The organism is Streptomyces sp. NPDC031210, from assembly GCF_055570395.1.
Window position 1 is genome coordinate 109,892 of record NZ_JBVIHH010000011.1, and the last position, 21,865, is coordinate 131,756.

At 71.8% G+C, this 21,865-nt stretch carries 14 protein-coding genes; 5 read left to right on the forward strand and 9 right to left on the reverse strand.

Translation table 11 applies throughout. The annotated features are described in order from the left end of the window. Positions 1-5: 5 nt before the first annotated feature. The 5 genes from ACZ45Z_RS21070 to ACZ45Z_RS21090 all read right to left on the reverse strand — a co-directional run bounded on the left by ACZ45Z_RS21070 (position 6) and on the right by ACZ45Z_RS21090 (position 7,483). Entirely contained in the window at positions 6-1,811 is a 1,806-nt protein-coding gene (locus ACZ45Z_RS21070) for a branched-chain amino acid ABC transporter permease (protein WP_468364436.1), read from the reverse strand. A gap of 5 nt (positions 1,812-1,816) precedes the next feature. Then, the gene (locus ACZ45Z_RS21075; protein WP_468364438.1) at positions 1,817-2,746 is read right to left on the reverse strand and encodes a branched-chain amino acid ABC transporter permease; all 930 of its coding nucleotides are present in this window, start codon (positions 2,744-2,746) and stop codon (positions 1,817-1,819) included. Positions 2,747-2,871: 125 nt separating this feature from the next. Further along, complete coding sequence (locus ACZ45Z_RS21080; protein ID WP_468364815.1) at positions 2,872-4,092, reverse strand: branched-chain amino acid ABC transporter substrate-binding protein; 1,221 nt, start codon at positions 4,090-4,092, stop codon at positions 2,872-2,874. A 487-nt stretch (positions 4,093-4,579) separates the two neighbouring features. Next, the gene (locus ACZ45Z_RS21085) at positions 4,580-5,053 is read right to left on the reverse strand and encodes a PaaI family thioesterase (protein WP_468364441.1); all 474 of its coding nucleotides are present in this window, start codon (positions 5,051-5,053) and stop codon (positions 4,580-4,582) included. Positions 5,054-5,185: 132 nt separating this feature from the next. Further along, a complete protein-coding gene (locus tag ACZ45Z_RS21090) occupies positions 5,186-7,483 on the reverse strand; it encodes an FdhF/YdeP family oxidoreductase (protein ID WP_468364444.1) in 2,298 nt (765 codons plus the stop codon). A gap of 196 nt (positions 7,484-7,679) precedes the next feature. On the opposite strand from ACZ45Z_RS21090, the gene polA reads away from it, so the two are divergent. Further along, complete coding sequence (polA, locus tag ACZ45Z_RS21095; protein ID WP_468364446.1) at positions 7,680-10,418, forward strand: DNA polymerase I; 2,739 nt, start codon at positions 7,680-7,682, stop codon at positions 10,416-10,418. 123 nt (positions 10,419-10,541) lie between these two features. On the opposite strand, the gene ACZ45Z_RS21100 is transcribed toward polA, so the two are convergent. Then, positions 10,542-11,567, reverse strand: coding sequence for a DUF4184 family protein (locus tag ACZ45Z_RS21100; RefSeq protein ID WP_468364449.1), 1,026 nt, complete (start codon positions 11,565-11,567; stop codon positions 10,542-10,544). A 168-nt stretch (positions 11,568-11,735) separates the two neighbouring features. Between ACZ45Z_RS21100 and ACZ45Z_RS21105 the strand changes: the two genes are divergently transcribed. From ACZ45Z_RS21105 to pgfA, 3 genes are all read left to right on the forward strand, one after another. Further along, positions 11,736-13,565 carry a lytic transglycosylase domain-containing protein gene (locus ACZ45Z_RS21105; protein ID WP_468364451.1) on the forward strand — a complete coding sequence of 610 codons (1,830 nt, stop codon included), beginning with the start codon at positions 11,736-11,738 and terminating at the stop codon, positions 13,563-13,565. Between the two features lie 203 nt (positions 13,566-13,768). Then, positions 13,769-13,903, forward strand: coding sequence for an SPW_0924 family protein (locus ACZ45Z_RS21110; protein WP_468364453.1), 135 nt, complete (start codon positions 13,769-13,771; stop codon positions 13,901-13,903). A 117-nt stretch (positions 13,904-14,020) separates the two neighbouring features. Then, positions 14,021-14,980 carry a cell envelope lipid trafficking protein PgfA gene (pgfA, locus tag ACZ45Z_RS21115; protein ID WP_468364817.1) on the forward strand — a complete coding sequence of 320 codons (960 nt, stop codon included), beginning with the start codon at positions 14,021-14,023 and terminating at the stop codon, positions 14,978-14,980. A 14-nt stretch (positions 14,981-14,994) separates the two neighbouring features. On the opposite strand, the gene ACZ45Z_RS21120 is transcribed toward pgfA, so the two are convergent. Beyond that, on the reverse strand, positions 14,995-17,697 hold the full coding sequence (locus ACZ45Z_RS21120) for an ATP-dependent RNA helicase (RefSeq protein WP_468364456.1): 2,703 nt from the start codon (positions 17,695-17,697) through the stop codon (positions 14,995-14,997). A gap of 190 nt (positions 17,698-17,887) precedes the next feature. Further along, the gene (locus ACZ45Z_RS21125) at positions 17,888-18,727 is read right to left on the reverse strand and encodes a class I SAM-dependent methyltransferase (RefSeq protein ID WP_468364459.1); all 840 of its coding nucleotides are present in this window, start codon (positions 18,725-18,727) and stop codon (positions 17,888-17,890) included. Positions 18,728-19,100: 373 nt separating this feature from the next. Here ACZ45Z_RS21125 and rpsA point away from each other — a divergent pair, with 373 nt between their 5' ends. Further along, on the forward strand, positions 19,101-20,618 hold the full coding sequence (rpsA, locus tag ACZ45Z_RS21130; protein WP_468364461.1) for a 30S ribosomal protein S1: 1,518 nt from the start codon (positions 19,101-19,103) through the stop codon (positions 20,616-20,618). Between the two features lie 166 nt (positions 20,619-20,784). On the opposite strand, the gene ACZ45Z_RS21135 is transcribed toward rpsA, so the two are convergent. Beyond that, complete coding sequence (locus ACZ45Z_RS21135; RefSeq protein ID WP_468364463.1) at positions 20,785-21,789, reverse strand: right-handed parallel beta-helix repeat-containing protein; 1,005 nt, start codon at positions 21,787-21,789, stop codon at positions 20,785-20,787. Positions 21,790-21,865: the final 76 nt, after the last annotated feature.

Consider the following 21,865-nt stretch of genomic DNA (forward strand, 5'->3'; position numbering starts at 1 on the left):
TGTCGTCACGCCTTTGCCTTGGTGACGCCGAGCGTCGCGTCTCCGTCGGGGAGGCGCTGGTCGGGCACGTCGAGCTGGCCGGTCTCGTGGAATTCGAGTTGCTTCCTGCGGTCGGGGATGAGGCCCTCGGGCCGGAAGCGCATCAGCAGGACCAGGGCGATGCCGAAGAGCAGTAGCTGGTAGTCCTGGAGGAAGTCGAGTTTGGCCGGGATGAGGAAGAGCAGTGCCGCGCCGACGAGGGGTCCGCTGAGGGTTCCCATGCCGCCGAGGATGACGGCGGCGAGGAGGAAGGCGGAGTTGGGGGGTTGGGGGCCGGCGAACTGGAACTGTTCGGGGGTGGCGGTGGTGACGACGTGGGCGTGGACGGTGCCGGCGAGGCCGGCGAGTGAGGCGCCGAGGGCGAAGGCGAGGAGGCGGAGGCGGAAGCTGTTGATGCCCATGGCGATCGCGGCGGTTTCGTCTTCGCGGATGGCGATCCAGGCGCGGCCGATACGGGAGGCGGCGGCGCGGCGGAAGACGAGGACGACGAAGGCCGTCACGAGGATCATCAGCAGGTAGTAGTTGCCGTAGGTGGCGACGGGGAAGCCGAGGATGTCGTGGGGTTCGCCGAAGTTGAAGCCGAAGATCTCCAGGTTGGGGATGTTCGGGATGCCCATGGCGCCGTTGGTGACGTCGGGGCCGGTGGTGCCGTTGAGGTTGAGCATGGCGATGCGGAAGATCTCGCCGAAGCCGAGGGTGACGATGGCGAGGTAGTCGCCGCGTAGGCGGAGGGTGGGGGCGCCGATGAGGACGCCGAAGACGAGCGAGGCGGCGGCGCCGGTGAGGAGGGCTGCCCAGAAGGGGAAGTGGAATCCGAGGGCGGATTCGGGGGAGCCTGAGACGAGGGCGGCCGCGTAGGCGCCGACGCCGAGGAAGGCGACGTAGCCGAGGTCGAGGAGGCCGGCGAGGCCGACGACGACGTTGAGGCCCAGGGCGACGGTGGCGAAGATCAGGATGTTGGCCCCGATGATCGTGTACTGGTCGGTGTCCTGGGTGAAGGGGAAGCAGGCGGCGGCGATGAAGGCCGCGCCGAGGGCGGGACCGCGGTGTTTGTGGGTGAGTGCGGTGAGTCGCGCGATGAGTCCGGCCCGGTTGAGGGCGGGGAGGGCGAGCACCATGAAGAGGAGGTAGCCGACGAAGGGGGCGCCGTCGTCGGTGTCGATGCCGTAGGTGAAGGCGAGCAGTCCGGCGGCGAAGGCGGCCGCGATGACCAGGATCTCGGCCCAGGCGGGGAGTTCGCGGGTGGCGCGTTTGACGGGGGTGGCGCCGAGGGCGGTGGTGAAGCGTTGCCAGGCGCCGGTGGGTGGTGGCCCGGTGGTGTCGTCGGGCGGCAGGCCGAGGGCGCCGAGGAGGGTGACCAGGGAGGTCAGGGCTGCGAGGAAGCCGCCGGGTTCGAGGTTGACCAGGCCGCCGAGTTCGACGGCGATGGCGATGAGGGTGAACCAGGTGGCGGCGAAGGTGGCCAGGGCGGCGAGGAGTACGGGGGCGTTGCGACCGCCGGGGGTGAGCCAGCGCAGGCCGGGCAGGCCGAGTCCGGCGGCGGCCAGGAGGAGGGTGAGGACGCCGCCGGCGAGGGTGACGATTTGGAGGCCGGCGGGGGATCCGTAGTAGGTGAGGTCGCCGGGGAAGTCGTGGCTCCAGGTCCAGGCCAGGGCCGTGGTGACGGCGGTGGCGAGGGCTGCCGCGGCGGTGGTGAGGCGGGCGGTGTGTTCGGGGAGGGGGAGCACGCCGGGGTGGGTGCGGGGGGTGGTTTTCGTGGTGTCTGTGGTCATCGGTATCACGCCCGATCCGCGACGCGTTCGCCCAGTAGGCCTTGTGGTCTCAGGAGGAGTACGAGGATGAGGAGGACGAAGGCCCAGACGTCCTTCCAGGCTCCGCCGCCGAATTGCTGCATGCCGGGGATTTCTTCGATGTAGGCGGTGGCGAGGGCTTCGGCGACGCCGAGGACGATGCCGCCGAGCATGGCGCCGTAGATGTTGCCGATGCCGCCGAGGACGGCGGCGGTGAAGGCTTTGAGGCCCATGATGAAGCCCATGCGGAACTGCACTTCGCCGGTGCGCAGGCCGTAGGCGACGGCGGCCACGCCGGCGAAGGCGGCGCCGATCGCGAAGGCGAGGACGATGATCCGGTCGGTGTTGATGCCCATGAGTTTGGCGGTGTCGGGATCCTGGGCGGTGGCCTGCATGGCGCGGCCGCTGCGGGTCTTGGCGACGAAGAAGCCGAGGGCGATCATGCAGGCGGGGGCGGCGAGGAGGACGAAGAGGTCGCCGCGTTGGACGGTGGCGCCCAGGATGTCGAACGAGTCGCCCTTGAACTGGGGGAACACGCGGGCTTGTTTGCCGTCGGGGTACCACTTCCAGATGGCTTGCTGGAGGGCGATGGACAGGCCGATGGCGGTGATGAGGGGGGCCAGGCGCGGGGCGCCGCGCAGGGGGCGGTAGGCGAAGCGTTCCGCCGCGACGGCGACGAGGACGGATATGGCGATGCCGCCGATGAGCATGAGGGGCAGGGCGAAGATGAGGGAGACGCCGGTGGGCAGGGCCAGGTAGACGCTGAGCGCTCCGAAGCCACCCACCATGAAGATCTCGCCGTGGGCGAAGTTGATGAGCTGGACAATTCCGTAGACCATCGTGTAGCCGATCGCGATGAGTCCGTACATCGCGCCGAGGATGAGTCCATTGGCCAGCTGTTGCGGCAGTTCGTTCACCGCAGGGCCTCCGTTGGGTGGGAAGTTACGAGATTCGGGTGCGCCGGTGTGCCGCGGGCCGCGCCAGGGTGGTGTGCGGTGTCCTGGCGCGGCCCGGATTCATCGGTGTGGTTCTCGTCGGGCGGTCAGCTCTTGTCGAACTTCTTGAATTCCGCGCTGAAGCGGGAGGCCCAGGCGCCCTTGTCGACCTGGTAGGCGGTGATCATCGTGTTGGTGGTGTCGCCGAACTTGTCGAAGGCGATGGGGCCGGTGACACCCTCGAAGGAGACCTTGTTCATGGCCTCGACGACCTTCTTGCGGGCGTCTTCGGGGAGCTTGCCGCTGTTGTCCTCGACGACCTTCTTGACGGCCTGGATGACGGACCAGGTGGCGTCGTAGGTGGAGCCGCCGTAGGCCTCGTAGGCCTCCTTGAAGCCGGCCGCCTTGTAGTCGGCGATGAACTTCTTGGCGGAGGGGAGTTCTTCGACGGGCTTGCCGACGGAGGAGGCGTAGTCGCCCTGTGCCTTCTTGTTGAGCTTGATGTAGTCGCCGCTGTACATGCCGTCGCCGCCCATCAGGGGGACGGTGACGCCGCCGTCCTTGAGCTGCTGGCTGAGCGGGCCGGAGGCGGGGTATTCGCCGCCGTAGAAGACCAGGTCGGGCTTGGCGGACTTGACCTTGGAGACGACGGCCTTGAAGTCGCGGTCGTCGGGGCTGACGTGTTCGGTGCCGACGATCTTGCCGCCGAGCTTGCTGAACTGGTCCTTGAAGGAGGTGGCCAGTCCGACACCGTAGGTCTTCTGGTCGTCGATGATGTAGGCCTTCTTGACCTTCATCTTCTCCCAGGCGTACTGGCCGTCGAAGGCGCCTTGCACCTCGTCGGTGGTGGCGGTGCGGAAGTACGTGGGGAAGGGGCGGACGCGCTTGCCCTGCTTCCAGTCCTTGCCCTGGGTCAGGTCGGGCGTGGTGTTCGCCGGGGAGATCAGCGTGAGGTCGTTCTGCTTGGAGACCTGCTGCATCGACTGGGCGACGCCGGAGTTGAGGGGGCCGACGACGCCGAGGACGTCCTTGTCGCCGGCGAGTTTGGTGGCGTTCTGCTGACCGACGTTGGGCAGCGCCTTGTCGTCGAGGGCTTCGAGTTTGAAGGTGACGCCCTTGACCTCGCCGGCCTTGTTGGCGGTGTCGATGGCGAGCTGGGCGGAGTTGCGGATGCCCAGGCCCAGGGCGGAGAGCTCCCCGGTGGTGGGGGCATCGAGGCCGATGACGACGGTCGTCTTGGATCCGTCGCCGCTCTTGTCGTCGCCGCGGGAGCCGCACGCGGAGAGCGTGAGGGCGCCGGCGGTGACCGCGGTGGTGAGGATGAGCAAGGAACGGTGACGCACGATCAGTCCTTTCCCTGGCGCGGCCTTGCGTGTGGCATGGCCGTTTCACGCGCCGGGCTGTACGGGTGGTACAGGTCCCGTGCTGGGCTGCGCCCGGCGGTGCGGTGAGTGGCGGTGACTCTAAGCCGGTGTCCGGCGCGGTGGCAGGGGCGCTGACCAGGATGTGACGCTCTTGTTATGACATGCGATGAGCGTTATGCCCTCATGGTCCTTACCGCTCGGGCGGACACCGGCCGGAGGACGAACTCGCACTTCCGCGGGGGGATGAGGCGCGCAGTGACGGAAGGGCGTCCGGTTATCGGACGAGGCGAGGGCGCGGGGGCCGGAGGCGGTGGGGCGTCCGGGGTGCGGCGGCGGGGCGGCCGGCGCGGGTCTCACGCAGGGTGACGAAAACGCGGACGGCCCCGCTCCCGGTGAGGGGATGCGGGGCCGTCGCGAGGCCGTGGGCGAGGCCGGCTCGCGGGTCGGGCGGTCAGCCGCGGTAGGCGTCGGCCTCCACGTCGCGCAGCATGCACGTCAGGCGGGCGGTGCAGACCCGCTTGCCCTGTTCGTCGCTGACCACGATCTCGTACGTCGCGGTGGAGCGGCCGCGGTGGACGGGGGTGGCGACGCCGGTGACCAGGCCGGAGCGGACGCCGCGGTGGTGGGTGCAGTTCAGGTCGACGCCGACGGCGAGCTTGGTGGGGCCGCCGTGGAGCATGGAGCCGACGGAGCCGAGGGTTTCGGCCAGGACGGCGGAGGCGCCGCCGTGCAGGAGGCCGTAGGGCTGGGTGTTGCCCTCTACGGGCATGGTGCCCACGACGCGGTCGGGCGCGGCTTCGAGGACCTGCACGCTCATCCGGCGGCCGAGGTCCCCGGCGGAGAACAGGGCGGGCAGGTCGAGGCCGAGGCCCGACCACTGGTCGAGGATCTCCTGCGGAAACTGCGTCGTGCTGTGCTCACCCATGGACTGCGGCTCCGTTCGCTCGCGCGTGATCGACGTTGATCTGTGCCCGTTCCTATCAGGCCCCTGAGCAAGCGCTCAGCGCGGGGTGGGAAGTCCCGCGCCCGGCCGCGGCCTGGCGCCCGGCTGTGATCGTCAGTCCTGGCGGGTGCTCTCCAGGCGGATGACCACGGACTTCGCGGCGGGCGTGTTGCTGGTGTCGGCGGTGTGGTCGAGCGGGATGAGGACGTTGGTCTCCGGGTAGTAGGCCGCCGCGCAGCCGCGGGCGGTGGGGTAGTGCACGACGCGGAAGCCGGGGGCGCGCCGCTCGCTGCCGTCGGTCCACTCGCTGACCAGATCGGCGTACGCGCCGTCGGCCAGGCCCAGGCGGCCGGCGTCGTCGGGGTGGACGAGGACGACCCGGCGGCCGTTCTTGATGCCGCGGTAGCGGTCGCTGAGCCCGTAGATGGTGGTGTTGTACTGGTCGTGGGAGCGCAGCGTCTGGAGCAGCAGGCGTCCTTCGGGGACGGCCGGGTACTCCACGGGCGCGGCGGTGAAGTTGGCCTTCCCGGTGGCGGTGGGGAAGCGGCGGTCGTCGCGGGGGCCGTGCGGGAGGGTGAAGCCGCCGGGGCGGGCGACCTTGGCGTTGAAGTCCTCGAAGCCGGGGACGACCCGCGCGATGCGGTCGCGGATCGTCGCGTAGTCCTTCTCGAACTCCTCCCACGGCGTGCGGCTGCTCTCGCCCAGGACGCGCCGGGCCAGGCGGGCGACGATGGCCGGCTCGGACAGCAGGCCGGGGCCGGCGGGCTCCAGGCGGCCGCGGGAGGCGTGCACCATGCCCATGGAGTCCTCGACGGTCACGAACTGCGCGCCGCCGGCCTGGAGGTCGCGTTCGGTGCGGCCGAGGGTCGGCAGGATCAGGGCGCGGGCGCCGGTGACCACGTGGGAGCGGTTGAGCTTGGTGGAGACGTGGACGGTGAGGCGGGCGCGGCGTACGGCGGCCTCGGTGACGTCGGTGTCGGGGGTGGCGGAGACGAAGTTGCCGCCCATCGCGAAGAAGACCTTGGCCTGCCCGTCGCGCAGGGCGCGGATGGCGCGGACGACGTCGAGGCCGTGTGCGCGGGGCGGGGCGAAGCCGAACTCCTTCTCCAGGGCGTCGAGGAAGGCGGGGGCGGGCCGTTCGAAGATGCCCATGGTGCGGTCGCCCTGGACGTTGCTGTGGCCGCGTACGGGGCAGACGCCGGCGCCGGGGCGGCCGATGTCGCCGCGCAGCAGGAGGAAGTTGACGACTTCCCGGATGGTGGGGACGGAGTGCTTGTGCTGGGTCAGGCCCATCGCCCAGCACACGATCGTGCGGCGGGAGGCGAGGACCATGCGCAGCGCGTTTTCGATCTCCGCGCGGGTCAGGCCGGTGGCGCGCAGCGTCTCGTCCCAGTCGTCGCCGGTGCGCGCGGCGGCGGCGAACTCCTCGAATCCGTGGGTGTGTTCGCGGATGAACTCCTCGTCGACGGCGCCGGGGGTGGTGTCCGAGGCTTCCAGGACGAGGCGGTTCAGGGCGCGGAAGAGCGCCTGGTCGCCGCCGAGGCGTACCTGGAGGAAGAGGTCGGTCAGGGCGGTGCCGCCGCCGGCCAGGCCGCGCGGGGTCTGGGGGTTCTTGAAGCGTTCCAGGCCGGCTTCGGGGAGCGGGTTGATCGAGATGATCTTCGTGCCGCCGGACTTGGCCTTCTCCAGGGCGGTGAGCATCCGGGGGTGGTTGGTGCCCGGGTTCTGGCCGGCGACGATGATCAGGTCGGCCTTGTAGAGGTCCTCCAGCAGGACGCTGCCCTTGCCGACGCCGAGGGTTTCGGTGAGTGCGGAGCCGGAGGACTCGTGGCACATGTTGGAGCAGTCGGGGAGGTTGTTGGTGCCGAATTCGCGGGCGAAGAGCTGGTAGAGGAAGGCGGCTTCGTTGCTGGTGCGTCCGGAGGTGTAGAAGACGGCCTCGTCGGGGGAGTCGAGCGCGGTCAGCTCCTCGCCGATGAGGTCGAAGGCGCGCTCCCAACTGACGGGGACGTACGTCGCGGCGCCCTCGGCCAGATACATGGGGTGGGTCAGGCGGCCCTGCTGGCCGAGCCAGTAGCCGCTGCGGTCGGCGAGGTCGGCGACGGGGTGGGCGGCGAAGAACTCCGGCGTGACGCGGCGCAGGGTGGCCTCTTCGGCGACGGCCTTGGCGCCGTTCTCGCAGAATTCGGCGGTGTGCCGCTGCTCGCCCTCGGGCCAGGCACAGCCGGGGCAGTCGAAGCCGTCCTTCTGATTGACGCGCAGGAGGGTCAGCGCGGTACGGCGTACGCCCATCTGCTGCTGGGAGACGCGCAGGGCGTGAGTGATGGCGGGCAGACCGACGGCGGAGTGCTGGGGTTCGCTGACCTCAGGCGCGTCCTGGACGGGGTCCGACGTGGGCGGCTTGCCTGCCATGGCGCTCTCCCTTGAGCCGTGTGCTGTGCGCTCTCCGCCGGGTCGCGGCGGATCGTTGCCGTACCCATAGATCCTGTCACGTGCGGCGGGAGGCGGAGTAGTGGCGAGCGGGTCGGCCGGTTACGGCGGGGTGGGTGGCGGTGGGCGGACGGTGACGGGGCGGGGATTGTCAGTGGGGCGTGGCAGGATCGGGGGCGTGGCAGCAAAGGCAGCGAAGATGAGTGAAGCGACCGGCTCCGACGCGGCGGGGGGCGCCCGGCGGCGTCTGCTCCTGATGGACGGGCATTCCATGGCATACCGGGCGTTCTTCGCCCTGCCCGTGGAGAATTTCACGACCGCCACGGGGCAACCGACCAATGCGATCTACGGCTTCGCGTCGATGCTCGCGAACACCCTGCGCGACGAGGCGCCCACGCACTTCGCGGTGGCCTTCGACGTCTCGCGCAAGACCTGGCGGTCCGAGGAGTTCCCCGACTACAAGGCGAACCGCTCCAAGACGCCCGATGAGTTCAAGGGCCAGGTCGAGTTGATCGGCGAGCTGCTCGACGCGATGCGGGTCAAGCGCTTCGCGGTCGACGGCTTCGAGGCCGACGACGTCATCGCCACGCTCACCACGCAGGCCACCGAGCAGGGCTTCGAGGTCTCGATCGTCACCGGCGACCGCGACGCCTTCCAGTTGGTCTCCGACCGCGTCACCGTGCTCTACCCCACCAAGGGCGTCTCGGAGCTGACGCGCTTCACCCCGGAGATGGTCGCCGAGAAGTACGGCCTGACCCCCTCCCAGTACCCGGACTTCGCGGCGCTGCGCGGCGACCCGTCGGACAACCTCCCCGGCATCCCGGGTGTGGGCCCGAAGACCGCCACGAAGTGGATCAACGAGTTCGGTTCCTTCGCCGCGTTGGTCGAGCGCGTCGAGGAGGTCAAGGGCAAGGCGGGGCAGAATCTGCGCGACCACCTCGAAGCGGTCAAGCGCAACCGCCGCCTGACGGAGATGGTGCGCGACGTCGAGCTGCCGTGCGGCCCCGACGCGCTGGTCCGCGAGTCCTACGACCGCGACGCGCTGTCGGTTTTCCTCAACGGTCTGGAGATCCGTAACCAGGGCCTGCGCGACCGGCTGCACGCCGTGGACCCGGGCGGGCAGGACAGCGCCGAGCAGGCCGCGCCGGCCGCCGGCGTCGAGGTGGACGGCACCGTCATCGGCACCGGCGAGCTCGCCCCGTGGCTGGCCGAACACGGCACCGAGACGCTCGGCGTGGCCACCGTCGACGTCTGGACCCTGGGCAGCGGCAGTGTCGCCGAGGTGGCGCTGGCCGCCGCCGGCGGACCGGCCGCCTGGTTCGACCCCTCCCAGCTCGACGAGACCGACGAGAAGGCGTTCGCGGCCTGGAGCGCGGACCCGGACCGGCCCAAGGTCATGCACAACGCCAAGGGCCTGATGCGGGTCTTCGGGGAGCACGGCTGGAGCATCGACGGCGTGTTCATGGACACCGCGCTGGCCGCGTATCTGGTCAAGCCCGGCCGCCGCTCCTTCGCGCTGGACGCCCTCTCCGTCGAATACCTCGGACGCGACCTCGCCCCGGCGGCCGCCGGCAGCGGGCAGTTGGCCTTCGGCGCCGACGAGGAGGCCGAGGCGCAGGCCCTGATGGGCCAGGCCCGGACGGTCCTGGACCTGGGGGCCGCGTTCGAGACGAAGCTCGCGGAGGTCGGCGCGGCCGAACTCCTGCGGGACGTGGAGCTGCCCACCAGCGTCCTGCTGGCCCGGATGGAGCGGGCCGGCATCGCCGCCGACCGCGGCTGGCTGGAGCGCATCGAGCAGCAGTTCGCGGGCGCCGTGCAGCAGGCCGTCAAGGAGGCGCATGCCGCCGCCGGCCACGAGTTCAACCTCGGCTCGCCCAAGCAGCTCCAGGAAGTCCTCTTCGGCGAGCTGGGCCTGCCCCGGACGAAGAAGACCAAGACCGGCTACACCACCGACGCCGACGCGCTGGCCTGGCTCGCCGCGCAGACCGAGAACGAACTCCCGGTGATCATGCTCAGGCACCGCGAGCAGGCCAAGCTGCGCACGACCGTCGAGGGCCTGATCAAGACCATCGGCGCGGACGGCCGGATCCACACCACCTTCAACCAGACCGTGGCGGCCACCGGCCGGCTGTCCTCCACCGACCCCAACCTCCAGAACATCCCTGTCCGCACGGACGAGGGACGGGCGATCCGGCGCGGCTTCGTCGTCGGCGAGGGCTTCGAGACGCTGCTGACCGCCGACTACAGCCAGATCGAGCTGCGGGTGATGGCCCACCTCTCCGAGGACGAGGGCCTGATCGAGGCGTTCACCTCCGGCGAGGACCTGCACACCACCGTCGCCTCCCATGTCTTCTCGGTCGACAAGCACCAGGTCGACCCGGAGATGCGCCGCAAGATCAAGGCCATGTCCTACGGCCTGGCCTACGGCCTGTCGGCGTTCGGCCTCTCCCAGCAGTTGGGCATCCAGCCAGACGAGGCCCACAAGCTGATGGACAACTTCTTCGAGCGCTTCGGCGGGGTCCGCGACTACCTCCAGCGCGTCGTGGAGGAGGCCCGCGCCACCGGCTACACCCAGACGATCCTCGGCCGCCGCCGCTACCTCCCCGACCTCAACAGCGACAACCGCCAGCGCCGCGAGATGGCCGAGCGGATGGCTCTGAACGCCCCCATCCAGGGCACCGCCGCCGACATCGTCAAGGTCGCCATGCTGAAGGTCGACGCGGCCCTGCGGGCCGAGCGGCTGCGCTCCCGCCTGCTGCTCCAGGTCCACGACGAAATCGTCGTCGAGGTCGCCCCCGGCGAACGCAAGAAGGTCGAAGAGCTGGTCCGCCGGGAAATGGCCGCGGCCGCCCAGCTCCGCGCCCCGCTCGACGTCTCGGTCGGCTGCGGCGCGGACTGGGAGTCGGCGGCGCACTGAGGGGTGGCGACCCTCCGGGCGGGCTGGTTCAGCCGCCCACCCGGAGAGCCACCGTCGCTCGACGTCGGCCCCGCCCGCCTTCGCGGGCCAGGACGTCCCCCGCGTCGGCCCACCTGCCTACCGTCACTCGGCGGCGGCCGGCGCGGACGCCGCGTCGAACTGCGGGCCGGAGCCCGGCGCGGCGTCGCTGCCGGCATCCGATCCGGTCCCGGAGGAAGGGCGACCGGGACCGGCGGCGTGCCCGGATATCGTCCCCTCGGCCCGGCCCGATCGGCGCCCCGGCCGGTCCCCGGTGACCGTCCGGGCCCGTACGGCGCGGCGGTGCAGCAGGCGCACGGCCACCGCGTACAGCGGCAGGGCGAGGAGCAGGCCGGCGCCGGCGCCGAAGAGGACGGTCGGGACGTAGTCGAACCACCGCGCCGAATCGTCGTAGAAGGCGTATGCCCGCACGGTGCGGTGGACGGCGCCGATCGTCACGCACGCGGCGAGCGGGGCGGTCAGCAGCAGCCGCTGCCGGAGGGAGAGCGCGGGAACGGCGGCCGGCGGCTGGGCGCCCGGCCCGGCCGGTCCCCCGTCACGGCCGTCACCGCCCCGCAGCGCCGTCCACAGGAACCAGCCGATCGCCGCCAGCGCCAGGGCGGAGGTGCCGTACTGGAGGTACGCGTAGACCGGCTGCCCGCCGACCACCACGTCCAGACCGGGCACGAGCCGGGTGCCCCAGCGGCCTGGGTGGGTGAAGGCGTCCCAGACGACATGACTGGCCGAACCGAGCGCCGCCGACAGGTAGAACCAGCCGATCAGCGCGGCGAGTCGGCGTGGGCCGCGCGCAGTCCACGCGCGGCCGCGGGCGAAGGCGTACGCGCGTGCCTGCCACCCCCGGGGCAGCAGCGCCAGCAGCGGCTCGCGCAGCAGCAGCCAGCCGCCGGCCATCGCGGCGGTGACCAGCACGTCCACGGTCAGCACACCGGGCAGGCCATGGGTGAACTCACCGAACCCCATGGCTCCGGGAACCAACGTGTCGGCGAAGTACGTCATATCCGGTGCGAACGAGCCCGCTACCAGTGCCGAGGCGACCAGCGGACCGCGCGCCGCGCCCGTCCGGCGGATGGCCGGAAGTACGGCGGCCGCATGGCTGAGCGTGAACGGCATATGCCTCTCCTTGATCGATTCAGATCATTATGTCGGCTGATGAGAGTGGTAGCTGATGGGCCCGAGTTGTCGTAGTGTCGCCGGAGTTGGAGCGCGAGGGGGCGCGGACACCGCGTCAACCACGCGGCGGGCCAACGCCGTAGGTCAACGCGGAGGGGACGGCACCACATGGCAGCCAGGTACGGACGACGGCTCCGGAGGGGGGCGGCCTCGACGGCCGTGGCGGCGCTGGTGCTGGCCGCCCTGACCGCCTCTCAGGCCCCGGGCGCCACGGCGACCACGGCCACCCAGGAAGACGACCCGGCCCCGCCCGCCGACACCGCGATCGATGGCGGCTCCACGTACTACACCGATCTGCCGCCGCTCAACAGCCCGGTACCGCACGGCGACGCGGACCGCCCCGGGCGCGGCGTCACCCTCGGACCCGCCGAAGCCGGCATACCGGCCACCGTGCTGGCCGCGTACAAGAAGGCCGAGTCGGACCTCGCCGCGTCCGATCCGGGCTGCCGGCTGCCCTGGCAACTCCTCGCCGCGATAGGCAAGGTGGAATCCGGCCAGGCGCGCGGCGGCGCGGTCGACGCCGAGGGCACCACCCTCCGCCCGATCCTCGGGCCCCAGCTCGACGGCAACGGCTTCGCCCGCATCACCGACACCGACCGCGGGCGCTACGACGGCGACCTCACCCACGACCGTGCCGTCGGCCCCATGCAGTTCATCCCCTCCACGTGGTCCAACGGCGGTCCCGACCGGGCCGGTTGGGGCGCCGACGGCAACGGCGACGGCAAGAAGGACCCCAACAACGTCTTCGACGCCGCGCTCGCCGCCGGCCGCTACCTCTGCGCCGGCGACCGCGACCTGTCCGCGCCGGCCGACCTCGACCGGGCGGTCCTCGGCTACAACCACTCCGGGGAATACCTGCGGATGGTGCTGTCCTGGTACACGTTCTACCGCAAGGGCACCCACGAGGTGCCGGACGGCAAGGGTGTGCTCCCGGTGCACCGCGACGGCCCGGGGACCGGGCGCGGCAACGGCGATCCGGGCGGCGCGGCGGGCACGGACCGCGGCAGGCCCGGCCGGACCGGCAAGCCGGGCGGGGCGCACGGGTCCGGCGGCCACAACGGCGGTTCGACGGGCGGTGGTTCGACGGGCGGTGGTTCGACCGGTGGCGGTGCCACCGGCGGCTCCAAGGAAGGCCCCAACGACCCCAGCCGCCCCCGCGACCCCAACGTCCCCGACGGCCCGTCCGGCGGCACCCACCAGCCCGCCCCGAAACCGGTCCCCACCACCCTCGAACGCGTCGGCGACAAGGACCTGTCGGCCACCGAGGGCACCGACTTCACCACGTCGCCGCAGGTCCGCGTCAAGGACGCGGCGGGCAAGCCGCTGGCGGGCGTCCCCGTACGCTTCACCCTCCTCGGCGCCACCGACGCCCGCTTCCCCGCCGACGCGACCGCCGTCACCGTCCGCACCGGCAAGGACGGCCTGGCCACCGCGCCCAAGCCGCACGCGGGCGACCGGACCGGCACGTTCATGATCCGGGCGTCGGCGGTCGGCCGCGACCTCCCCGGCGTCGACTTCCGCGCGACCGTCGAGGCCAGGCCGGCACCGAAGGCCGACGCGCTGACCCGCACCTCCCAGGAGGAGTTGACGACGACCGCCGGCCAGACGTTCGCCGAGGACGCGGTCGAGATCAAGGCGACGTGCAAGGGCAAGGCCGCCGCGGGCGTCGCCGTCACCGCGGCCCTGGTCACCGACGACCCCGAGAAGCCCGTCGAGAACGACAAGGGGCCCTACTTCAAGGACCCCGAGGCCACCGGAGAGGACAAGGACAAGCCGGTCCGCACCCTCACCACGCTCACCACGGACGCCCACGGCCTGCTGAAGCTCCCGAAGATCTTCACCGACACGCACACCGGGACGTTCCTGCTGCGCCTGACCACCGCCGACGGCGCCGTACTCACCCTCAAGCTCAACGTCACGGCCCCCGCCGCCCCGTAACGCCAAGCGCCCGCCCGCCGGCCACCCCTGCCCACCCACCGCCGTCCCGCCCCGCCCGGGCAGGACGGCGGTGCGACGCGTTCTCAGGAGGCGGTGCAACGTGTTCTCATCTTCGCCGCCCGTTGCTACGGTGCCCCCGCCCTGACGCCATCGGGGTCCGGGACGCCCCCGGACCTCAACAGCAGCTCTCCGGGAGGCCGCTCATGCGCGCCCTGATCGCAGCCGCGGCCGGACTCGGCGCGGCCCTCGCCCTGATCCTGACCCTCACGGCGACCGGCGCGCCCAGCGGCGAAACCTCGCCCGAGCCGCTGCTCACCACCGTCCCCGCACACCCCTGAGGGAGGGACGCCACCGCCATGCGCCGCACCGAGCCCACCCGGGAGGCAGACCCCGGGCCCCCGGCCGAGGCCGGCACCACCACCGCTCCGGGCCGTGTCCGCCGCGAGGCCAGGGGGATGCGCCGCCGGGCGAGCCTGGTGCTGCTCGCCTTCGCCGTCTTCTTCACCGCCCTGTCCCCTCTGCTGCGGTGGTACGCCTTCCCGCGCCTCGCCAAGATCCCGCCCGGGCAGTACCAGCACATGGTGCTGGAGGCGAAGCCCGCCACCCTCCTCGACTACGGGACGATGAAGGCCAAGCGGGTACCCAAGGTCACCATCGTGCAGACCCTCAAGGGCGACGTCGCCGAATCCGAGCGGATCGAGAAGACCGCGGGCCGCGACGTCGTCGTCTGGGACACGCTGTCCTACGTGGCCGGACCCGACGGCAAGATGGTCTCCGCGATCCCCGAGCGCTACCTCTTCGACGCGCACTCCCAGGAACCCGTCCACGCCACCGGCGAGATGGTCGACGGCGACCGGGTCCACCGCGAAGGCATCGAGTACAAGTGGCCCTTCCTCACCGAGAAGCGCGACTACACCTACTTCGACGCCCAGACCCGCAGCTCGGCCCCCATCCACTACAAGGGCACCCGCACCTTCCACGGCCTGGAGGTCTACTACTTCGAACAGACCATCCCCTGGACCAAGGTGGCGTTCCCCAAGAAGATGCCGGTCAAGGGCGTCACCGCGGAGTCCGTCGCGAAGATGGGCACCACCCGCTGGTACACCACCAAGCGGATGTTCTGGGTCGACCCGGTCACCGGGGCGCCCGTCAACGGCCAGGAGATCCACCGGGAAGAGCTGCGCGGCGGCGATCTGCTGCCCGGCGGCGGCAAGGTCACCGCCTTCGCCGGGCACGTGAAGATGCGCGACGACTACATCGACTCCACCGTCGCGCTCGTCACCACCCAGCGCACCCTCGTCCTGCTGCTCACCCGCTACCTGCCCTGGGGCTTCCTGGCCCTGGGCAGCGCGCTGCTCGCACTGAGCCTGCACCTCGAAGCCCGCGGCCGCCGACCGCACACCGGCCCCGCCTGACGAGGGCCGGGCCCTCAACTCCGCCGCTGGCGCGCCGCCGTGTGCCGCGTCGGCTCGGCCGTCGACGGGTCCTCCGGCCAGGGATGCCGGGGATAGCGACCGCGCAACTCCGCACGCACCGACCGGTAACCGTCCCGCCAGAAGGACGCCAGGTCGGCCGTCACGGCGGCCGGACGCCCGGCGGGCGACAGCAGATGCACCAGTACGGGCACCCGCCCGCCGGCCACCCGCGGCGACTCCTGCCGGCCGAACAGCTCCTGGAGCTTGACGGCCAGCACCGGCTGCTCGCCGGAGTAGTCCACCCGTACCCGCGAACCACTCGGCACCTCGATACGCTCCGGCGCCAACTCCTCGAAGCGGGCCGCCTCCCCGCCCGACCACGGCAGCAACCGCGACAGCGCCCCTCCCGCGTCGATCCGTTCCAGATCGGCCCGCCGCCGCGCCCGCCCCAGCTCCACCCCCAGCCACTCCTCGACCCGCTCCAGCAGGGCCGCGTCCGACACGTCCGGCCACGGCGCGCCCAGCTCGCGGTGCAGAAAGGCCATCCGCTGCCGCAGCGACACGGCGCCCGCCGACCACCGCAGCAGCCCCAGGCCCTCCTGCCGCAGCCCCGCCACCACCGCCTGACGCAGCAGACCGGGGTCGGGCGCCTTCAGCGGCCGGGCGGCCAGCTCGATCGCCCCGAGCCGGGTCACGCTCCGGGCCACCACGTCCCCGTCCGCCCAGCGGACCTCCTCACCCGAGGAGTACAGCGCCCGAGCCGCGGCACGAGCGGTCGCCTCGTCGATCACCGCCGCCAGCCGCACCCGCGCGGACGCCGCCGCCACCGGCCGGTCCGCCACCGCGACCGCCAGCCAGGCCGCGTCCCGCAGCGGCGACCCGCCCCCGCCGCCCGAAGACCCCGGGCGGTCCCCCCACCCGGCGCCCGCTCCGGCCAGTTCCGCCCCGGTCCCCGAAGCCATCAGGTAACTCCCCGCGCCCCGCGCCCGCGCCACCCGCTCGGGAAACGCCAGCGCCGCGACCAGCCCGGCGACGGCGTCATCCCCCGAACCGGCCCCGGCCCCGGGCGCCGAGTCGCCCACGGGCTCGGCGCCGGAACCGCCGCCGCGACCGGAGCCGCGCCCGCCGTCCTGCCGAGCACCGTCCGCCGACCGGGCACCCCCGTCCGTCGCCCGCTCCCCGGCGGCCGACGCCAGCCGGCGTGCCTCCTGCCGCCACCGGGCGGCATACGCGTCGCCACCCCGGCGTGCCGTACGCCACGCCGCCGCCAGATCGTCCCCGTAGGCCCGCGGCGGCTCCTCGCTCAACAGGGCCACCACCTCAGCGGCGCGCCGTACGCCGACCTCCCCGGCACCGTCCAGCAGGGCGCGGGCCAGCCGCGGATGGAGTCCGATCCGCGCCATCCGTACGCCACGCCCGGTGGCCCGGCCGTCCGCGTCGACCGCGCCGATCGCCGTCAGCACCTCGCGGGCGGCCGCCAGCGCGCCCGCCGGCGGCGCGTCCAGCAGGGCCAGTCCGGTGGCACCCGGATCGCCCCAGCAGGCCGCCTGCAACGCGAACGCCGTCAGGTCCGCGACCTTGATCTCCGGATCGGGGAAGCGCGGCAGCCGCCCGTCCTCACCCTCCGACCAGCAGCGGTACACGACGCCCGGCGCCTCCCGCCCGGCACGCCCGGCCCGCTGCCGGGCCGCCGCCCGCGAGGCCCGTACGGTCGCCAGCGCGCTGAGGCCCCGCGCGTGATCCATCCGCGGTACCCGCGCCAGCCCGCTGTCCACCACCACGCGCACACCCGGCACGGTCAGGCTCGACTCCGCCACCGACGTCGCCAGTACCACCCGGCGCACGCCGGCGCCGCCCGCCAGGACCGCGTCCTGCACCTCGGCCGGCGCCCGCCCGTGCACCTGCGACACCTCGGCATCGACCCCGGCCAGTTGCCCGGCCACCCGCCCGATCTCCCCGACCCCGGGCAGAAAACACAGCACGTCCCCCGCCTGCTCGCGCAGCGCCCGCCGTACCACCGCCGCGATATGCGTCAGCAGCGCCGGATCCACCCGCATCCCGTGCGGCGGCCGCACCGGCCGCTCCGGAGGCGCCCAGAGGATCTCCACCGGATGCGACACGCCCGCCGCCTCCACCACCGGCGCCGGCCCCCGCGCACCGCCCAGCAGACGCGCCCACCCCTGCGCGTCCGTGGTGGCCGACGCGGCCACCAGCCGCAGATCCGGACGCAGCGTTTCGCGCACGTCCAGCAGGAACGCCGCGGACGTATCGGCGTCGAGATGCCGCTCGTGGCACTCGTCGAGCACCACCACATCCACCCCGGCCAGCTCCGGATCGCGCTGCAACCGCTGGAGCAGCACCCCGGTGGTCACCACCTCCACGACCGTCCGGGGCCCGGCCAGGCGCTCGCCGCGCACCGTGAAACCGACCCGCTCGCCGGTCTTCTCACCCAGCAGCCACGCCATCCGCCGGGCCGCGGCACGGGCCGCGATCCGCCGCGGCTCGGCGACCAGCACCCGTCGCGCCGGCCCCTCGCCGGTCAGCCCCGCGAGGAACAGCGGCACCAGCGTCGTCTTCCCGGTGCCCGGCGGCGCGCAGAGCACCGCGGTGCCGGGCCCGTCGAGGGCCTCGCGCAACGCGGGCAGGGCGGCGCGTACGGGCAACTGGTCAAGGGCGTCGCCGGGGGTACCGCCGACCGGAGGCTGGGGGAGGATCACGCCCCCAGTCTGCCGCCCCGGCGCCCGGGAACGGCCCGGAGCCGGCCTCTCGCCCTCCCGGCCGTGCGACCGGGCCCTGTCGGCCGGGCGACCGGGCCCTGTCGGCCTGGCCCCTGCCCTAGGACCCTCAGGCCCATAGGACACCCCCAGGCCCCTAGGACCTCTCAGGCCGCCAGGACCTCTCGGGCCTCTAGGCCCCCGCCACGCACACGAAGATCGCCGTGCCCGGGATCAGATGCCCGCGCAACGGAGACCAGCCGCCCCACTCCTGGGTGTTCCATTCCGGCCATTCCGGCTCGACGAGATCCTCCAGACGGAACCCGGCGGCCACCACGTCCCGGACCCGGTCACCCAGCGTCCGGTGGTGCTCCACATAGACCGCCCGGCCCGCCTCGTCCTGCTCGACATACGGTGTGCGGTCGAAGTAGGAGGCGGCCACCGACAGGCCCTCGGGGCCCGGCTCGTCCGGAAAGGCCCACCGGACCGGGTGGGTGACGGAGAAGACGAACCTGCCACCGGGCCGCAGCACCCGGCGCACCTCGCGCAGCACCCGCACCGGATCGGCGACGAACGGGATCGCGCCGTACGCGGAACACGCCAGGTCGAAAGAGCCGTCACGGAACGGGAGCGCCCCGGCGTCCGCCTCCACCAGAGCGGTCTCCCCGTCCTCCCCCGCCGGCCGCCCGTCCGCTCCCTGGGCGATGCGGAGCGCGTGCTGGAGCTGGCGGTGGGAGAGGTCCAGCGCCACCGGGCGGGCGCCCTGGGCGGCCAACCAGCGGGAACACTGCGCCGCCCCGGCGCCGATCTCCAGCACCCGGCGCCCCTTGAGCTCCGCCACGGGACCGAGCAGCCCGGCCTCCGCCTCGTCCAGCCCCTCGGGCCCCCAGACGAACCGGTCGTCCCCGAGGAACGCGCCGTGTTCGCTCTGGTACTCGTCGGCGTTGCGGTCCCACCAGCCCCGGTTGGCCCGGCTGCTCTCGGTGTCCGTGGTGTGACGGCGGGTCGCTTCCGGCTCGTTCTCTTGGTTCATGGCGCCCGTCGTCGTAGTGTTCGCTCTGCTTGTGGTTGCGGGGACTGTGAGGCCATTCGACCTCGCGAGACATCGCGTGTGCCGGTTATGGGGCGTTCCGCCCCGGGTGTGCGCCTTCGCGCATTGACCGTGTCCGGCTGCCCCCGTATGCTACAAGTTGCGCTGCGGGCTTGCGCGCCTCAGACGGAGCAGGCCGCGCTCGCATCTGTATGTATGTCCCCTCGGTTTTTGAGGCGTTTCGGATTGCTCCGGCATTAGCGGGAGCGAATCGGAGGGTGCGCCTCTGACGCTGTCCGGCTTATGCAGAGGCGATACCGGCTCTCGGCGTAGCAGTACCTACGACTTCAATGTCCGCACCGGAGCCCTTTCCCACATGACGAGCAGCACCGAGACCACCGCCACCACCCCGCAGGTTGCGGTCAACGACATCGGTAACGAGGAAGCTTTCCTCGCCGCGATCGACGAGACGATCAAGTACTTCAACGACGGCGACATCGTCGACGGCGTCATCGTGAAGGTCGACCGGGACGAGGTCCTGCTCGACATCGGTTACAAGACCGAAGGCGTCATCCCCAGCCGCGAGCTGTCGATCAAGCACGACGTCGACCCCAACGAGGTCGTCGCCGTCGGTGACGAGATCGAGGCCCTGGTCCTCCAGAAGGAGGACAAGGAAGGCCGCCTCATCCTGTCCAAGAAGCGCGCTCAGTACGAGCGTGCCTGGGGCACGATCGAGAAGATCAAGGAAGAGGACGGGATCGTCACCGGTACCGTCATCGAGGTCGTCAAGGGTGGTCTCATCCTCGACATCGGCCTCCGTGGCTTCCTGCCGGCCTCCCTCGTCGAGATGCGCCGTGTCCGCGACCTCCAGCCCTACGTGGGCAAGGAGCTCGAGGCCAAGATCATCGAGCTGGACAAGAACCGCAACAACGTGGTCCTGTCCCGCCGTGCCTGGCTGGAGCAGACGCAGAGCGAGGTCCGCCAGACCTTCCTCACCACCCTCCAGAAGGGTCAGGTGCGCTCCGGCGTCGTCTCCTCCATCGTCAACTTCGGTGCCTTCGTGGACCTGGGTGGCGTGGACGGCCTGGTGCACGTCTCCGAGCTGTCCTGGAAGCACATCGACCACCCCTCCGAGGTCGTCGAGGTCGGCCAGGAGGTCACGGTCGAGGTCCTGGACGTCGACATGGACCGCGAGCGCGTCTCCCTGTCGCTCAAGGCGACCCAGGAAGACCCGTGGCAGCAGTTCGCCCGTACGCACCAGATCGGGCAGGTTGTTCCCGGTAAGGTCACCAAGCTCGTTCCCTTCGGTGCGTTCGTGCGCGTCGACGAGGGCATCGAGGGCCTGGTCCACATCTCCGAGCTGGCCGAGCGCCACGTCGAGATCCCGGAGCAGGTTGTCCAGGTCAACGACGAGATCTTCGTCAAGGTCATCGACATCGACCTCGAGCGCCGCCGCATCAGCCTCTCGCTGAAGCAGGCCAACGAGTCCTTCGGTGCCGACCCGTCGGCGGTCGAGTTCGACCCGACCCTGTACGGCATGGCCGCGTCCTACGACGACCAGGGCAACTACATCTACCCCGAGGGCTTCGACCCCGAGACCAACGACTGGCTCGAGGGCTACGAGTCCCAGCGCGAGGCGTGGGAGAACCAGTACGCCGAGGCGCAGCAGCGCTTCGAGCAGCACCAGGCTCAGGTCATCAAGTCCCGCGAGGCCGACGAGCAGGCTGCGGCCGAGGGTGCTGCGGCTCCGGCTGCCACCGGCGGCGCCAGCACCGGCGGCGGCAACGTCTCCGGCGGCTCGTACTCCTCGGAGTCGGCGGACAACTCCGGCGCCCTGGCGTCGGACGAGGCCCTGGCCGCGCTCCGCGAGAAGCTGGCCGGCGGCCAGAGCTGAACGCTCACCGCTGGGCACTAGCCGATAGGCGAAGTGGCTGACAGACGAAGGCCCGTTCCCTTGGGGGAGCGGGCCTTCGTCGTGTCCGGGCCTTCGCCGTGAGCGGGTCTCCGTCGTGTCCGGGGGAGGGGGCTGGCTACCGGAGCCATGCGGGCCCCTGGTGGTTTCAGCCCACCGGGATGCCCGGGTTGGCGGTACCGCGCCCGCCGGTGACGACGTTGTCGCCGGCGACGGTGACCGGGCAGCGCGCCGCGTCATAGTTGGTGATGTTGAAGCCGTAGCGCCCCGGACCCGTGGCGCCCTTCACGTCCGAGGTGTTGCCCCGGAAGACCGTGCCGCAGCCCCAGCCCGGCTGCTGGCTGTGCGTCTCGTAGCCGTTGTTCGTGGTGCGGCTGCCCCGGTTGTTCTCGACCAAGACGTCATTGCCCTTCACGTCCACCCACGAGTCGTCGAAATGCGCGCCGGTCAGCCCGCTGCCATCGAACGTGTTCCCGCTGATCCGGGCGCCGGTGGTGCCCTCCTTGATGTCGACGTTCTCGCCGCCGACGCCGGGCCCGATCGTGTTGCCGAGGATCCGGACGCGGTCGCTCTTGTCGTCCGTACCGCCCGCGCTCCCCACGTACACGCCCTCGCCCATACCGCTGCCGTTCTTGCCCGTGTCGCGGATGGCGGAGTTCTTGAGGGTGCCGTCCTTGCTGGACTTGCGGAAATGCACGCCCTCCATGTCCACGTCATGGACGGTGACGGCGTCGATGACGACACCGTTCGCCCCGTCCACCATGATCCCCTTCTGGCCACCGGTCACGGTGATGCCCTCGACCGTCCAGTACGAGGCGCCGTTCAGGTGCAGTCCGTAGCCGCCGCCCGCCGCCAGGACGGCCTTGGAGGAGCCGGTGAGGGTGATCCGGGACGCGGAACCGCCGGCGACGGATGTCTTGAAGTTGCCCGCGTAGGTGCCGTCGGCGAGCCGGATGGTGTCCCCCGGCCGGGCTGCCGCGAGCGCGCTCTTGAGCTGGGTGGAGGTGGAGACGTCGATCACTCGGTCGACCACTCGGAGGGGGGCGGGGGCGGTGGTTGCGGTGGCTGTGCCGGACGGGCCGACGGCGGCGGCCACGGTACCGACGGCCAGCGACGCGGCGGCCGCTACGGTCAGGAGGGAGTGGGGGCGCATTCAAGTGCCTTCCTGCGTATGAACGTTGGACGGACGTGCGAAGCGCGAGGGTGATCCGGGAAGCTAGGGCGCCGCC

Bases quoted from the DNA above. Each gene is read 5' to 3' on its own strand.
- ACZ45Z_RS21090 (WP_468364444.1), bottom strand. From the start codon at position 7,483: ATGGCAGGCAAGCCGCCCACGTCGGACCCCGTCCAGGACGCGCCTGAG.
- ACZ45Z_RS21125 (WP_468364459.1), bottom strand. From the start codon at position 18,727: ATGAACCAAGAGAACGAGCCGGAAGCGACCCGCCGTCACACCACGGAC.
- ACZ45Z_RS21100 (WP_468364449.1), bottom strand. From the start codon at position 11,567: ATGCCGTTCACGCTCAGCCATGCGGCCGCCGTACTTCCGGCCATCCGC.
- pgfA (WP_468364817.1), top strand. From the start codon at position 14,021: ATGCGCCGCCGGGCGAGCCTGGTGCTGCTCGCCTTCGCCGTCTTCTTC.
- ACZ45Z_RS21085 (WP_468364441.1), bottom strand. From the start codon at position 5,053: ATGGGTGAGCACAGCACGACGCAGTTTCCGCAGGAGATCCTCGACCAG.
- ACZ45Z_RS21135 (WP_468364463.1), bottom strand. From the start codon at position 21,789: ATGCGCCCCCACTCCCTCCTGACCGTAGCGGCCGCCGCGTCGCTGGCC.
- ACZ45Z_RS21110 (WP_468364453.1), top strand. From the start codon at position 13,769: ATGCGCGCCCTGATCGCAGCCGCGGCCGGACTCGGCGCGGCCCTCGCC.
- ACZ45Z_RS21105 (WP_468364451.1), top strand. From the start codon at position 11,736: ATGGCAGCCAGGTACGGACGACGGCTCCGGAGGGGGGCGGCCTCGACG.
- rpsA (WP_468364461.1), top strand. From the start codon at position 19,101: ATGACGAGCAGCACCGAGACCACCGCCACCACCCCGCAGGTTGCGGTC.
- ACZ45Z_RS21070 (WP_468364436.1), bottom strand. From the start codon at position 1,811: ATGACCACAGACACCACGAAAACCACCCCCCGCACCCACCCCGGCGTG.